This is a genomic window from Gemmatimonas groenlandica, assembly GCF_013004105.1.
In the GTDB taxonomy this organism is placed as follows: Bacteria; Gemmatimonadota; Gemmatimonadetes; order Gemmatimonadales; family Gemmatimonadaceae; genus Gemmatimonas; species Gemmatimonas groenlandica.
Genome location: NZ_CP053085.1, coordinates 148,110 through 163,585, shown reverse-complemented (window position 1 = coordinate 163,585; position 15,476 = coordinate 148,110). Strand labels below are relative to the sequence as shown.

The following is a 15,476-nucleotide window of genomic DNA, read 5'->3' as shown; positions in this document are numbered from 1 at the left end:
GGCGATCAGCGCATGGCAAAAATTCTGGTGACCGGAGCCGCGGGCTTCATCGGCTATCATACCAGCGAGCGGCTGCTCGCCCGCGGTGATGAAGTGGTGGGCCTCGACAACGTCAACGACTACTATGATCCCACGCTGAAGGAGGCGCGCATCGCGCGACTCTCAGCCAAGCCGGGATTCCGTCTGTTCCGCATGGACCTGGCCGATCGTGACGGCGTGGAGCGTCTCTTTCGCGAAGAGCGCTTCGATCGCGTGATCAACCTGGCGGCGCAGGCCGGCGTGCGATACTCGATCACCAATCCGCACGCCTACATCGAGAGCAACCTCGTCGGGTTCATCAACATCCTCGAAGGGTGCCGACACACCGGCGTGCAGCATCTCACCTACGCGTCGTCGTCGAGCGTGTATGGCGCCAACACCGCCATGCCCTTCTCGGTGCATCAGAACATCGACCATCCGGTGTCGCTGTATGCCGCCACGAAGAAGGCCAACGAGTTGATGGCGCACACGTACAGCCATCTGTATGGACTGCCCACCACCGGACTTCGCTTCTTCACGGTGTACGGTCCGTGGGGCCGTCCGGATATGGCCATGTTCCTGTTTACCAAGGCCATTCTCGAGGGCAAGCCGATCGACGTGTTCAATCACGGCAAGATGCAGCGTGACTTCACGTACATCGACGACATCGTGGAAGGGGTGATTCGCACCAGCGATCACACCGCCGAGCCGAACCCGGAGTGGAACTCCGACGCACCCGATCCGGCCACGAGCAAAGCGCCGTACCGGATCTACAACATCGGCAACAACAACCCGGTGGAATTGATGTATCTCATCGAGACCATCGAAAAGTCGCTGGGCCGCACGGCGGAGAAGCGCATGCTGCCGCTGCAGCCCGGCGACGTGCCGGCGACATATGCGAACGTGGACGCGCTGGTGCGCGACGTCGGTTTCGCGCCGAAGACGCCGATTGAAACGGGCGTGGCGAACTTCGTCGCCTGGTATCGCGAGTACTTCCAGATCGGAGACTGACGTATCATGAAGATTGCCATGATCGGCACAGGTTATGTCGGCCTCGTGTCCGGTGCCTGTTTTGCCGAGTTCGGCCCCGACGTGACCTGTGTAGACGTCGATGCGGCCAAGATCGAGCGGCTGCTGAAGGGCGAGATCCCGATTTACGAACCGGGTCTCGATGCGCTGGTGGCCAAGGGCATCAAGAGTGGTCGTCTGTCGTTCACGACCGACCTCGCCAAGGCGGTGTCGGAAGCGGATGCCGTGTTCATCGCCGTCGGCACGCCCTCGCGTCGCGGTGACGGACATGCTGACCTGCGCTACGTGGAGGCCGCCGCGATCGAGATTGCCAAGTCGCTGCAGGGCTACACGGTCGTGGTCACGAAGAGCACGGTGCCGGTCGGTACCGGCCGCCGGGTGGCCGAGCTCATTCGCGGCGCCAACCCGGCCGCCGAGTTCGACGTGGCGTCGAATCCCGAGTTCCTGCGCGAAGGCTCGGCGATCGGTGATTTCATGCGTCCCGATCGCGTGGTCATCGGGGCCGAGACCGATCGTGCGCGGGCCGTAATGCAGGCGCTGTATCGTCCGCTCTATCTCATGGAGACGCCGGTCGTGATGACGACGCTCGAGACGGCGGAGCTCACGAAGTACGCCGCCAACGCGTTTCTTGCCACGAAGATCACGTTCATCAACGAGATCGCGGATCTCTGCGAGAAGGTCGGTGCCAACGTGCAGGATGTCGCGCGCGGCATGGGGCTCGACGGTCGTATCGGCAAGAAGTTCTTGCACGCCGGTCCAGGGTACGGCGGCTCGTGCTTCCCGAAGGACACCATCGCGCTGGTGCGCACGGCGCAGGAATACGGATCGCCGGCGCGGCTCGTGGAGACCGTGGTGCAGGTGAACGACACGCGAAAGGGCGCGATGGCGTCACGCGTGATCGCCGCGTGCGGCGGCTCGGTGCGCGGCAAGACGATCGGCGTACTTGGCGTGGCGTTCAAACCGAACACCGACGACATGCGCGACGCGCCGAGTCTGGCGATCGTACCGGCCCTGCAGGACGCCGGCGCCATCGTGCGGGCCTACGATCCGGCCGCGATGCATGAAGCGAAGGCGCTGCTGCCCGGCGTCCACTGGTGCGATGATGCGTACGACGCCGCGGTGGGTGCCGACGTGCTGGTGATCATTACCGAGTGGAACGAGTTCCGCGCGCTCGATCTTGATCGCGTCGGTTCATCCATGACGCAGAAGGTGCTGGTGGACCTTCGCAACGTGTATCGCGCAGAGGATGTGCGAGCGCTGGGCTTCCGGTACACGAGCATCGGTCGACCGTAGGTCTCCATTTCCGCACGATTCCGCACAGCGCCCGGCCCTCTCGGCCGGGCGTTTTGTGTTGGCACAGCCCGTGCTTTTCTCACAGGGAGTGGGAGGGATGACCATGCAGGGACACGTCACCGCCGTCGGCGACGAGATTTTGCAAGTCCTTACGTGACATACCGTTAGTAAAGTCGTCTTCTCACTGACCCCCGAGAACGTGGCCGACGCCGGGCACGATACACGGAAGGAACTGCCCGTCACACGGCAGGTTCTTCCGTTACACAGGTACTCGAAGGACCCGAGTCACTGACCTGACATGTGCGGGATTGCCGGATTCTGGACGGGCGCGTGCGACGAAGATGCAGCGCGAGCTGCACTGACCCGCATGACCGATGCCTTGGTGCATCGGGGGCCCGACGCATCCGGCGCGTGGCTCGATGCGCCACGCGGCATCGCACTCGGTCATCGCCGCCTGTCGATCGTCGATCTCAGCCCCCTTGGCCAGCAGCCCATGATGTCGACCTCCGGTCGCTTCTGGCTCGTGTTCAACGGCGAGATCTACAACTACCGCGCGCTTCGCGAGACGCTGCACGCGCAGGGCGCGACCTTTCGCGGCCACTCCGACACGGAAGTACTGCTCGCGCTTATCGAGCGCGACGGGTTCGAAGCCGCACTCGGCCAATGCGTGGGCATGTTCGCCATCGCCCTGTGGGATCGCGAGGCCGGACAACTCGCCCTCGCCCGTGACCGCTTCGGCGAGAAGCCGCTCTACATCGGACGGTGTCAGGGCGGACTGGCGTTCGCGTCGGAACTGTCGGCGCTGCGCACACTCCCGGGCGTCTCCAGCGACATCGAGCCGGCCGCACTCGCCGCCTACCTTCGTCACGGTTACGTGCCGGCGCCGATGTCGATGCTGCGCGATGTCGTCAAACTCGAGCCAGGCACGATCGCCACCTTTTCGCAGCCGGTATACGGCAGCGCACAGCAGACGCGCTATTGGACGGTGCGCGACACCGCCTTGGCCGGACTGGCGACCCCGTTGGCCGGAAGTGACGCGGATCGCGTGGAGCATCTCGACACGCTGTTGCGTGGCGCCGTGGCTGACCAGATGGTCGCGGATGTTCCCCTCGGCGCGTTTCTCTCCGGCGGCATCGATTCGTCCTTGATCGTGGCGCTGATGCAGGCGCAGAGTGCGCGGCCGGTGCGCACCTTCACCATCGGATTTCGCGAGTCGGCGTTCGACGAGGCGCCGCACGCCGAAGCGGTAGCGCGTCACCTCGGCACCGAACACACGACCATGTTCGTGACGGCGCAGGACGCGCTCGATGTGATTCCGCGACTCCCATCGATTTACAACGAGCCGTTTGCCGACTCGTCGCAGATCCCCACTGTGCTCGTCTCGAAGCTCGCGCGCGAGCATGTCACGGTGGCGCTCAGCGGCGATGGCGGCGACGAACTCTTTGGCGGGTATTCACGCTACCCGCTGGCGATGCGCGCCTGGCCGCGACTGACCCGCCTGCCCCTCTCGATGCGTCGGGCAACGCGCGCGCTGGTGACCTCCGTGGGCGCCGGTACGTGGAATCGCGCGCTCGGCCCAATGGGGCTCGTGGCGCGCGGTGTCACCGGCGATCGCATGCACAAGCTGGCCACGCTGATCGACACGCGCACGTTCCCGGACTTCTACCTGCATCTGGTGTCGGCGTGGCGGCATCCGCAGGAGCTGCTGCCCGGCGTCGACGAGCAGGACACGGCCATCCGCGCTCCGTTCAACGCGGGGCGAGGCGGACTACTGGCCGACATGATGTTCCGCGATCAGGTCAGCTACATGCCTGATGACATTCTCGTGAAGGTCGACCGTGCCGCGATGGCCGCCAGTCTCGAGACACGCGCGCCGTTGCTCGATCATCGGGTGGCCGAGTTTGCGTGGCAGCTGCCGGTGAATTGCTGGCAGCGCGACGGTCAGGGTAAGTGGATCGTCCGACAGGTGCTGGACCGCTACGTGCCGCGCGCACTGATCGACCGGCCCAAACAAGGCTTCGGCGTGCCAATCGCCGAATGGCTGCGCGGTCCCTTGCGGGACTGGGCGGACGATCTATTGTCGCCGGAGGCATTGCGACGCGACGGTATCTTCCGCGCCGAGCCAGTGCTGCAAACGTGGAAGGAGCATCGCGACGGCACGCGGAATTGGGCACCGTCGCTGTGGCATCTGTTGATGTTTCAAGCATGGAGACGAGGCTGATGCGCGGCCTGCTTCGTGCCGCGTTCGCGGTTGGCGGACTGACGGCTGCGGTGAAGCTCGTGGCGTTGCTCAAGGACGGTCTCGTGGCCGCGCAGTTCGGCAACGGCGCTGCCCTCGATGCGTTTCTGCTTGCACTGGTCATCCCCACGTTTCTCATCAGTGTCGCCGCTGGCACGCTGCCGGCGGCGCTCACGCCCGCTTACATCGCGCAACGCGAGCATCGCGGCACCTTGTCGGCCATGCTGCTCGCCGGCGCCGTGCTGCGACGGAGCTATCGCTGGCTTGTCGTGCTCTCCGGGGTCGCCGCTATCGCGTCCCTGCTGCTCGGCTGGCTCCCCGGCGCGCGCCTCGACGCCGAAACGCGCGCCATGCTTCCGCTCCTCGCCCTGGTGCTCGCGCCGTTCACCCTGCTGCAAGGCCTTTGCGCCGCATGGAGCGGCCTGCTGGCCGCCGAGGGAGCATATGGCGCCAGCGCCTTCGCGCCGATTGCACAGCCGCTTGGCATTGCCGTCGGTATCGTCTTGGTGCCCGACCCGACGGTGTGGACGCTGGTAGCGGGCCTGCTTGCCGGTACGCTCGTGCAGGCCGGCTGGCTCGCCTGGGCGCTGCGGTCGCGCGGACTCTCGATTCGCGGCGTCTCGATGTCCCATGTTCCCCACGACGAGCGCACCGCGCTGAGCGCCGCGCTTGACCGCGTGCGTGTGCAATACCTGCCGGCGGTTGCCGGCGCGATCCTGATGAGCGCCACCACGCTGGTGGATCAGACGATGGCCGCGTGGCTGCCGGTAGGAAGCGTCTCGGCGCTCGGCTACGGCACCAAGGTCAGCTCCGTGCTCATGACCGTCGGGGCGATGGCACTCAGTACCACGCTGCTGCCGCATCTCTCGGCGCTGGTAGCGCGCGCGGAGTGGACGGCGCTGCGTGAGCTCGAACGCCGACTCCGTTGGCTGCTGCTCGGTACCACCATTCCGGTGACGATCGCGTTGGTGCTCTTCTCGGCACCGATCGTCCAGCTGCTCTTTGAGCGCGGCGCCTTCTCCGCGGCGGAAACGGCGACAGTCTCGCGGGTTCAGGCAGCGTACTTGCTGCAGGTCCCGGGACATCTGCTCGGCATTCTGTATGTGCGACTGATATCCGCGCTGCAGGCGAACCGTCTACTGACCATCGGCTCGGCGATCAATCTTGTCGTGAACATCGCCCTGAACGTGGTGTTCATGCGCCGGTACGGTGTCGCTGGCATCGCGCTCTCCACCGCCGCCGTGTACGCGGTCTCGTGCGCGTATCTCGCCGTCGTCGCACACCGGCGGTTGCGCGCAGCGGAAGCGGAGTCGCGCCACGCGGTGCAGCCCGGATCCAAGCCTCCACTCACCCGTGTCGCGGAGGCATCGTGCGCATCGGCTGCGTGATTGCATCGCTTGGATCGGGTGGCGCCGAGCGCGTCATGTTGTCGCTGTGCACCGCGTGGGCGGCGCGCGGCGACACCGTCACGTTGTTCACGTTCGATGACGGGCGGCAGGACTTCCACGCGGTACCAGACGGCGTCACGCGCGTAGCGCTCGACATCGCCGGCGTGAGCTCGTCGCCAATTGGAGCCATCCGCGCTAACGCCGCGCGACTGCGCACACTGCGACGTGCCCTGCGCAGCGTTGTCCTCGATGTCATCGTGAGCTTCACCGACCGCACCAATGTGAGCACGCTGCTTGCTGCGCGTGGGCTTGGCGTTCCCGTCGTGATCTCAGAGCGCATCGATCCGCGACGGCACGACATCGGCACCGCGTGGTCGGCCCTGCGACGCCTTACCTATCGTGGGGCGACCGCCTTGGTCGTGCAGACGGAGCGCGTGCGCTCGTGGGCGGAGACGCACGTCTCAGCTTCCCGCGTGCACGTGATCGGCAATCCGCTGCGCGAGGTCGCCGCGCCGCCGGTCACCGCCGGCAACCGTGCTGCGACGATCGCTGCCGTGGGGCGATTGGTGCCGCAGAAGGGGTTCGACAACCTACTCCGTGCCTTTGCACTCGTGCACCGCTCACACCCGGCGTGGCGTCTGGTGATCAGCGGTGAAGGGCCGCTGCGCGCGTCGCTGGAAGCGCAGGTACGGGAGCTCGGGCTGGATGCCGTGGTGTCACTCCCTGGCCGGACGTCAGCGGTGGACGAGGTACTGGCCGGATCGGCGGTGTTCGTGCTGTCATCGCGCTACGAGGGCTTCCCGAACGTACTGCTCGAAGCCATGGCCTGCGGCTGCGCCTGTGTTGCGACCGACTGCGACTCCGGGCCGTCGGACCTGCTGGAGCACGATGACGTCGGGTTGCTCGTGCCGGTGGATGACGCCGTCGCGCTCGCCGGTGCCATGACGCGCGTGCTGGATGATCCGGCGCTCCGGAGTCGCCTCGGTGACTCGGCGCGCGTGTCGACGCAGCGATTCGCACCGGCGCGTATGCTGCAAGCGTGGGACAACGTGTTCGTTGCCTCGCGGAGGCGCGCCGCATGACCGCCGTCATGATTCCCACGATCGTCATCGACCGCACCTCGAAGCTGGCACGTGTCGCCCGACACGTCGGTGCGTTGGTGGCAGTTGCCTTTCTGTTCTCAGGCTTCAGCACGTGGGCCTTCAACACCGGGGCGCTTCCGCTCCCACCACTGGCGTTCATGCTGGTGGTGCTCGCCTGCGCCGGCGCCGCGCTGCTGCTCGAACCGGCGCGAGTTGGCGGCGCGCGCGTGAAGATCTGGAGCGCCGCGAGTGCGTGTTTCGCCATGCTCGCCTTTCTCTGGTCTTCGGGCAGTGAAGTGGCACTGCAGGAGGCGCAGACGCGCACGCTGTCAGCCATGCTGCTGGTGGGATTCTCGCTGCTGATGGCCGATGCCTCAACGCGGACGCTCACGCGCCGCGCCATTGCGGTATGCACCCTGCTTACGGTGGCGATCAACGTCTGGGAGATCACGCACCCGATGACGTTCAGTATGGCGCTCGGTCGATCGGCCAGCTTCTACGTCAACCCGAACATTGCCGGCGCCGCACTCGTGAGCGGCATGCTGCTGGCCTTCCCGGTTGTGCCGGCGCGCCTGCGCGAGGCCTTTGTGCTGCTCGTCGGCGCCGGCGTCTTTCTCACGCTGTCGCGTGGTGCCCTACTCTGCTTCGGCATCGTCGTCGCTGTGCTGCTTGCTTCGCGCATGCTGCGCGTGAAGCGTCTGTCCTTGCTGTCCGGCGGCAGCACGCTACTTGTCGCGTCGGTGATGGGCGCGATGATGGCCAGCGGAGAGCTGAGCTACCTGAGCGGTGGCGCCGAGCGCTTCGTGAAGCAACGACTCGGCATCGGGTCGCGTGAAGAATTCAGTGCGGATGTCAGTGCCTCGTCGCGTTCACAGCTGGCGATGCACGCCCTCGATATGTTCGGCGATCGTCCGCTCACCGGGTACGGCACCGGAGCCACGGTCGAGTGGAACGAACCCGAGTCTACGCACAACATCTATGTCCGGCACCTCGCCGAGTACGGTGTGCTTGGGGCGCTGTTGATGCCTGCGCTGCTCTTGCTGGCGTGGCCGCGTCACCGGCAACGTGCGTCCCGTGTGTACCACGGCGCGGCGCAAGCCTTCGTCACCTTCGTGGCCCTCTGGGGGCTGTTCTCGCATAACGTCGCCGACGACACCTTCGTGTTGATCGGCCTTGCGCTCATCACCGCCCTCCCGGATCAGCACGATCCCGAGTCTGTGCCATGAACGCCACGATGAGCGACCGCGCAGTCACTCGGAATCCATCCGCCGCACCATCCCAATTGCGGGTGATGATGCTGCTGGGTGGACTGGGTATCGGTGGCGCCGAGACGCAGGCCATCGCACTGGCAGCCGGACTGCAGCGCGATGGTCATACGGTTGAACTCGTGGCCCTGGCAGATGGCGCCCTGCGCCCCATGGCGGAGTCTCTCGGGCTCACGCTGCATGTCATGCCGCGCGTCGCCGGTCTCGCGCTCACCGCCATACCGGCGCTGACGCGACGGCTTTCGGCATCCCAGCCGCAGGTGGTGTACGCGTTTCTGGAAGTCCAATGGCTGCTGGCGCTGGCGGCGGTCTCGCGTCTGCCAAGAGCGCGGCGCCCCCGCGTTGTGCTCGGGCTTCGCACCAGCGACTACGACGCACGTCCGACGCAGCTCAAGGCACGTGTGGTCCGGACGCTCGCCAAATACTCCTCGCCGCGCGCGGATCTCCTGATCGCCAACAGCCGCGCGGGGCTCGACAGCTACCGCCTCGTCGTGCCCGACGCACCGCATGGCGTCGTCGTGCCGAACGGCATCGATGTCACGCGGTTCGTGCCGTCGGCGCCGTCGCGCGAGCACTGGCGCCGCACCTGGTCGATTCCGACGGACGCGGCCGTAGTCGGACACGTCGGTCGTCTGGATCCGGTAAAGGATCACGAACTACTGCTCCGCGCATTTGCCGTAGCCTGCGTGCGTGACCTCCCGTGTCACCTCGTCTGCGTGGGCCATGGGGATCCAGAGCGCGTCGATTCGCTCGAGCGCATCGCCGAGTCGCTTGGCATCGCGAGTCGCGTGCACTTCGTCGGCGGTCAGGCGGACGCCAGCACGATCTATCCCGCCTTCGACATCCTCGCGTTGACATCGCGTCGCGAGGGGTTTCCGAATGTTGTGGCGGAAGCGATGTCGTGCGGAGTACCGGCCATCGTCACGAACTGTGGTGCGTCGGCAGACATCGTCTCCGGCCTCGGCGAAGTCGCACCGGTCGGTGACGCGGACGCCTTCGCCATGGGGTTGTCTCGACTGCTCGTGCGCCGCTCGTCGGCGCTCGCGCAGGACAATCGCACCCACATCGTCTCCAATTTCAGTCTCGGGGCAGCGGCATCGCGCACTGCTGCCGCCCTGCAGTCCTTGTTTCAGGTGAACACCGTATGACACCGACACCGATTTCTTCCGCCGTGGTCACGGGCGGCATCCTGCCCCCGTCACCGCACACCACGTTGACGGCTCTCGACGTGCTGCGACTGGCACTGCGCAAGCGACGGCTGCTGCTCGTCGTGCCAATCATTGTGGCTGCTATCGTTGTCGGCGTCGGACTGCTGGCCGACCGCCAATGGGTCTCGCAAGCCACGTTCGTCGCGCAGTCGCCGGGAGGGGGCATCTCGCGCTTGGCGGGACTGGCGGCGCAGTTCGGCGTGAACGTGCCCAACGCGCAGGCGGGACAGTCGCCCGACTTCTACGCCGACGTGTTGCGTGGCGACGGGATGATGCGACAGCTGCTGACCAGCCGCTACACCGCCGCGAGCGGCAACCCAGTCGATCTCGCCGTACACTTGGTGCCGGGCGTGGCCGATACGGCACGCCGCGCCGAACTCGCCCTGCGCCAGTTGCGTACGATGGTCAGCGCGAGCGTGGGGATCAAAACTGGTCTGGTGCGACTGGCGGTTCGACTCGACGACCCTGAACTGGCACGCCAGGTCGCGGCACGGGCCCTCGAAGAGTTGAATCGCCTGAATGTGCTGGCGCAGCAAGCGCAGGCGTCGCAGGAACGCGTGTTCACCGACGCACGGCTGTCGATGGCGCGAGGTGAATTGCGTGTGGCCGAAGACCGTCTCGAGGACTTCCTGCGCAGCAATCGCGTCTTCAGCGGTGCTCCACAGCTGGTGTTGCAGGAAGATCGGCTTCGCCGCGAAGTAAGCCTGCGTCAGCAGGTGGTGTCCGGACTCGCGCAGGGCCTGGAGCAAGCACGCCTCGAGGAGAGCCGCAATCTGCCGGTGATCACGGTGGTCGAGGCTCCGGTCCGACCGGCGCTCCCCGATAGCCGGCGACTCGTCCTGAAGGCGCTATTCGCGGCGATCGTGTCGACCACGCTCCTGCTGGCGCTGGTGGTGGCCGGTGAGTGGCGTCGGCGTCTTGCCGTGCTGAACCCGGCGCTGTCGGCGGAGATGGAGTCGCTGGCCGCCGAGGCCGCGGGCGATCTCCGCCGTCCATGGCGGATGATGTCCAAGACCCGTTCTGACGATACGTCGCGCGCGGCCTGACCGGCATGATGCTCCGGTCCGACGCGTCGCCACGTCTCCTGCATATCATCACCGGCCTTGGTACCGGTGGTGCCGAGGCGAGCCTCGTCCGTGTCATTCGCGGCGCGGAGGATCCGTCGCGTCACGCCGTGGTGTCGCTGACGACACGTGGCACCAGAGCGGACGAACTGGAGGCGATGGGCGTACGCGTCTGGGCACTCGGGCTCGCGCGCGGACACGCCTCGTGGCAGGCGTTGCACGACCTGCGGTCGATCGCGCGCGACGTACGGGCTGATGTGGTTCAGGGATGGATGTACCACGCGAGCCTTGCCGCCTCGTTGCTCTCGATGACAAGTCACGAGCGGTGGCCGGTGCTCTGGAACGTGCGGCACGCGCTTGATGCGTGGGACGCAGAGCCACGAAAGCTCCGTTGGCTCATTCAGCTCATGGCGCGATTTTCGAGTCACCCGAAAGCGGTGATCTACAACTCGTCTCGCGCGGCGCGGCAACACGAAGCGCTCGGATATGCTGCAGCGCGCACGGTCGTGATTCCCAACGGTGTCGATGCCGAGCGCTTCAAGCCGGATACGGCGAGCAGAGCCGCCACGCGCGTGTCGCTTGGATTGCCGGCGAACGCCGTCGTCATCGGTATGGCTGCACGAGTAGATCCGCTCAAGGACCACGACACCTTTCTTCGCGTGGCCGCGTATCTCGCGGTGCGAAACTCGTCAGTCCACTTCCTGTTGGTCGGCACGGGCACCGAAGCGGGCAGCGCAGCACAGCCATCGGCGCTCGACGCGGCGATGGCGCAGCGGGTCTCCGAGGTGCCAGCCCTGGCCGGTCGCGTGGTACGCTGTGGCGAACGCCGCGACATGCCCGCCGTTTACAACGCGTGCGACATCGTGATGCTTACGTCGCGCAGTGAAGGGAGCCCCAATGCCGTGGCCGAGGCGATGAGCTGCGGCGTGCCCTGTGTTGTCACCGACGTGGGCGACGCGGCGCAACTCGTTGGTCAGAGTGGAGACGTCGCCGCAGTCGGAGATGTCATCGCGTTGGCTGAGGCGGCGTTCCGTCTCGTAAACCACGGGGAGGAGCGCGCGGAGCGCGGGCGACTGGCGACGGCACGCATCCACGCGCACTACACGGCCCCCCTCGAGTGCACGGCGTATGCACGCCTGTGGGCCTCGACGAGCGCCGGCGCGGTATCGGTGCAGTGGCACGGTGCATCGCCCGCCAAGCGCGCACCACGCGTGCTGGTGGTGACCACCATCAGCACGACGCTGGATGCGTTCCTATTGCCCTTCGCCGATCACTTCCGTGCGCGCGGATGGCAGGTGGACGCACTGGCGGCGGGCGCCACGTCGCACCCCGGACTCGCTGCCCGATACGATCGCCTCTTCGACGCCTCATGGCAGCGTCGCGTGGGCGGCGCAGGGCATGCGTGGCGTACGCTGTGTGCGATCTGGGGCGCGCCACGACAGGTGCGCGCCATCGTGGCCGATGGCGCATACGATCTCGTGCATGTGCATACGCCGATCGCGGCGTGGATCACGCGTTTCGCACTGCGCGATCGCGCACCGTCCACGAAGGTGATCTACACGGCGCACGGCTTTCACGCGTATCCGGGCGCGAGTCGGTTGCGCAACGTGCTGTTCCGAGTGGTCGAGCGTCGGGCGGCCGCCTGGACCGACTATCTGGTAGTCATAAATGCCGACGACTTCGCGCTGGCGACGCGCGATCGTCTGGCGCCGAACGACCGGATTGTGCAGCACCCCGGTATCGGCGTTGACACCCGGCATTATCGTGCCGCGTCGGCCGTCGATCGGCGTACCATGCGGCATACGCTCGGTTTCAGCGAAGGCCAGTCGCTCGTTGCCGTCGTGGCGGAGTTCAACCGCAACAAGCGTCAAGCGGACGTGATCGAAGCGCTCGCATTGCTCGCCAAACGGGCGACGACGATGCCGACGATACTGTTTCTCGGCGACGGCCCGCGTCGCGCCACGATTGAGTCCCTTGCCGTCGCACGTGGTGTATCGGAGCACGTGCGCTTCCTGGGCCATTGTCGCGATGTGGCCGCCGTCGTGGCCAGCACGGATGCGCTGCTGCTGCCGTCTCAGCGCGAAGGCCTCCCACGCTGCCTGCTCGAGGCCATGGCAATGCGCGTACCGGTGATTACGTCCGACGCCCGCGGATCGCGTGATCTCGTGGCACAGGGACGTGGCAGGAGCTATCGCACCGGTCATGTCGCCGAACTGGCGGACGCGCTGGCCGATCTGCTGCGACAGCCATCGGACGCGCGCGCGCGCGCTGACCGTGCCGCTGAGTGGATCGAGCGGGAGGCGGCGCTGACACACGTCCTGACGCTCCACGACCAGTTGTACGAGGCCGCACTGCGTGGTATCGCCCTGGATGTCGATCGATCGGGCGCGGCGGAGCCAAGCGCAGAAGTTCACGGACGGGCGGCGTGATGATCAAGCGCACGCTCGACATCGTCATCGCCGCGTCGGTACTGCTCATCGCCTCGCCGCTGCTGCTGATCGTGGCGCTCGCGGTGCGCGTGAACCTGGGCACTCCGGTGTTGTTCCGCCAACGGCGCCCGGGGCTGCACGGCCGTCCGTTCACGATGGTCAAGTTCCGCACGATGCGCGATGCGGTCGGCCGCGACGGTCGTCCGTTGCCGGATGCGGATCGTCTCACGCCATTCGGGAAGCTGCTGCGCTCTACGAGTCTCGATGAAGTGCCGGAACTGTGGAACGTGCTACGTGGTGACATGTCCTTGGTTGGCCCACGTCCGCTGCTGATGGAGTATCTCGATCGCTATACCCCCGAGCAGGCCCGTCGTCACGAGTCACGCCCGGGCGTGACCGGATGGGCGCAGGTGCATGGACGCAACGCGGTCTCGTGGGAAGAGCGATTCCGCCTCGACGTGTGGTATGTCGAGCATCAGTCGCTCACGCTCGACCTGCAGATTCTCATGCGCACATTCACGACGGTGCTGCGGCGTACGGGCGTGAGCGCCAAGGGAGAAGCCACGATGGCGACCTTCGAGGGGAAGGCGCGATGAACGAGATCGTGATCTACGGCGCCGGCGGCCTCGGTCGTGAAGTCGCACAGATACTGGAAGACATCAATGCGTGCGAATCACGCTGGTCGGTACGCGGATTTCTTTCCGACGATATCGCGCTTCACGGCACGATCTCTGGAGACTTGCCCATTATCGGGAGTAGCGAGTGGGTGCGTGCGCGCACGACGCCGGTGGCAGTCGTGGTCGCCGTGGGCAACCCCGCTCTGAAGCATCGACTGGTGCAGCGCGTGCGAAGTCCACTCACGACGTTCCCGACCATCGTGCATCCGTCGGTCGTGATGGGACGGCGCGTCTCACTCGGCGAGGGCACCGTCGTCGGCGCGGGGGCCGTGTTCACCGTGGACATTCGGGTGGGTGCGTTCGTGACCGTCGGAATCGGCTGTACGGTCTCACATGACGATGTGCTGTGCGACTACGCCACCCTCGCGCCTGGCGTGAACATCAGTGGAAACGTCAGGGTGGGCGAAGGGACCGACGTGGGCACCGGCAGTCAGGTGATCCAGGGTGTTTCGATTGGTGAGTGGAGTATCGTCGGCTCGGGCGCGGTGGTGTGCCGCGACCTGCCGGCGAATGTGACCGCGGTCGGCGTTCCGGCCAAGACGATCAAAGAACGCCCACAGGGCTGGCATCGTGACAAGCATGCATGAACGCATCTATCTCTCGCCGCCGCATCTCGGCGAGCGCGAAGAACAATTGGTGCTCGAGGCGTTCCGGACGAACTGGATCGCGCCACTCGGTCCGCACGTGGATGCGTTCGAGCAGGAGCTCTGCGCGTATACCGGCGCCGCGCATGGCGTAGCCCTCAGTTCCGGCACGGCGGCGCTACATCTCGCGCTCGAAGCGCTCGGCATCGGCGCCGGTGATGAAGTGTGGGTCAGCTCGCTGACCTTTGCCGCATCGGTGTTCCCCGTGCGCTACGTCGGCGCGGTGCCGGTGTTTGTCGATGCGGACGCCAGCTCGTGGAATATGGACCCTGCGCTGTTGGTGGAGGCGTTGCAGGACGCGGCACGACGCAATGCGCTTCCACGCGCGGTGGTGCTGGTGCATCTGTACGGGCAGTGCGCCGACGTGCGGCCGATTGCCGACGCCTGCGCCGCCCACAGCGTGCTACTGATCGAGGATGCGGCCGAAGCGCTCGGTGCGACGTATGACGGTCGCGCCGCCGGCACGTTCGGCGATGTCGGCTTCTACTCGTTCAACGGCAACAAGATCATCACGACGTCGGGCGGTGGTATGCTGGTCACACCGCATGCCCATGTGGCGCAACGTGTGCGCGCGCTGGCCACGCAGGCACGCGAGCCGGTGCCGCACTACGAGCACCGTCACGTAGGCTACAACTATCGGCTCAGCAACGTGTTGGCCGGTATCGGTCGCGGACAGCTCGAACAGCTCGACGCACGCGTTGCCGCTCGACGGGCCGTCTTCGACCGCTACCGCGTGAGTATCGGTGCGTTGCCAGGCATCGCGCTCATGCCCGAGGCCACGTACGGCCGCAGCGGCATGCGCTCCACGCGGTGGCTCACCACGCTCACGATCGACGCCGCGCGCTTTGGGGCCGATTTCGAGACGGTGCGGCTGGCCCTCGAGGCGCAGCAGATCGAAGCGCGGCCTGTATGGAAGCCGATGCATCAGCAGCCGGTGTTCGCGGGCTGTCGCGTGATCGGCGGCCACGTGTCCGATGCGCTCTTCGCGACAGGACTCTGCCTGCCGAGTGGCTCCTCGCTCACGGTCGCACAACAGGATCGCGTGATCGACATCGTGCGATCATGCGCCGGAGTCGGAATCCCCCAGACGAGAAGCGCCGCGGCGTGATGCCGCGGCGCCGCTGAATCGCTGGTGCGAGT

12 protein-coding genes are annotated in these 15,476 nt (G+C 66.3%); all 12 read left to right on the top strand.

Annotated features, from left to right (window positions below; all coding sequences use genetic code 11):
• The first annotated feature begins 12 nt into the window (after positions 1-12).
• The 12 genes from HKW67_RS00660 (at position 13) to HKW67_RS00605 (ending at position 15,444) form a co-directional block, all read left to right on the top strand.
• Positions 13-1,029 (top strand): NAD-dependent epimerase, encoded by a 1,017-nt coding sequence (locus tag HKW67_RS00660; protein ID WP_171223554.1) that lies wholly within the window; start codon positions 13-15, stop codon positions 1,027-1,029.
• Positions 1,030-1,035: 6 nt separating this feature from the next.
• Complete coding sequence (locus tag HKW67_RS00655) at positions 1,036-2,340, top strand: UDP-glucose dehydrogenase family protein (protein ID WP_171223553.1); 1,305 nt, start codon at positions 1,036-1,038, stop codon at positions 2,338-2,340.
• 298 nt (positions 2,341-2,638) lie between these two features.
• The gene (gene asnB / locus HKW67_RS00650) at positions 2,639-4,561 is read left to right on the top strand and encodes an asparagine synthase (glutamine-hydrolyzing) (protein WP_171223552.1); all 1,923 of its coding nucleotides are present in this window, start codon (positions 2,639-2,641) and stop codon (positions 4,559-4,561) included.
• The gene (murJ, locus tag HKW67_RS00645) at positions 4,561-5,967 is read left to right on the top strand and encodes a murein biosynthesis integral membrane protein MurJ (protein ID WP_171223551.1); all 1,407 of its coding nucleotides are present in this window, start codon (positions 4,561-4,563) and stop codon (positions 5,965-5,967) included. Before asnB ends, murJ begins: the two co-directional genes overlap by 1 nt.
• Entirely contained in the window at positions 5,964-7,049 is a 1,086-nt protein-coding gene (locus HKW67_RS00640; RefSeq protein WP_171223550.1) for a glycosyltransferase family 4 protein, read from the top strand. Before murJ ends, HKW67_RS00640 begins: the two co-directional genes overlap by 4 nt.
• Entirely contained in the window at positions 7,046-8,275 is a 1,230-nt protein-coding gene (locus HKW67_RS00635; protein WP_171223549.1) for an O-antigen ligase family protein, read from the top strand. Before HKW67_RS00640 ends, HKW67_RS00635 begins: the two co-directional genes overlap by 4 nt.
• Positions 8,272-9,462, top strand: a complete 1,191-nt coding sequence (locus HKW67_RS00630; RefSeq protein ID WP_171223548.1) for a glycosyltransferase — start codon at positions 8,272-8,274, stop codon at positions 9,460-9,462. Before HKW67_RS00635 ends, HKW67_RS00630 begins: the two co-directional genes overlap by 4 nt.
• A complete protein-coding gene (locus HKW67_RS00625) occupies positions 9,459-10,568 on the top strand; it encodes a GumC domain-containing protein (protein WP_171223547.1) in 1,110 nt (369 codons plus the stop codon). Before HKW67_RS00630 ends, HKW67_RS00625 begins: the two co-directional genes overlap by 4 nt.
• 5 nt (positions 10,569-10,573) lie before the next feature.
• Positions 10,574-13,015, top strand: coding sequence for a glycosyltransferase (locus HKW67_RS00620; RefSeq protein ID WP_171223546.1), 2,442 nt, complete (start codon positions 10,574-10,576; stop codon positions 13,013-13,015).
• On the top strand, positions 13,015-13,611 hold the full coding sequence (locus HKW67_RS00615; protein ID WP_171223545.1) for a sugar transferase: 597 nt from the start codon (positions 13,015-13,017) through the stop codon (positions 13,609-13,611). The genes HKW67_RS00620 and HKW67_RS00615 overlap by 1 nt, the downstream gene beginning before the upstream one ends.
• Entirely contained in the window at positions 13,608-14,279 is a 672-nt protein-coding gene (locus HKW67_RS00610; protein WP_171223544.1) for an acetyltransferase, read from the top strand. The genes HKW67_RS00615 and HKW67_RS00610 overlap by 4 nt, the downstream gene beginning before the upstream one ends.
• Positions 14,272-15,444, top strand: coding sequence for a DegT/DnrJ/EryC1/StrS family aminotransferase (locus HKW67_RS00605; RefSeq protein ID WP_171223543.1), 1,173 nt, complete (start codon positions 14,272-14,274; stop codon positions 15,442-15,444). Before HKW67_RS00610 ends, HKW67_RS00605 begins: the two co-directional genes overlap by 8 nt.
• Positions 15,445-15,476: the final 32 nt, after the last annotated feature.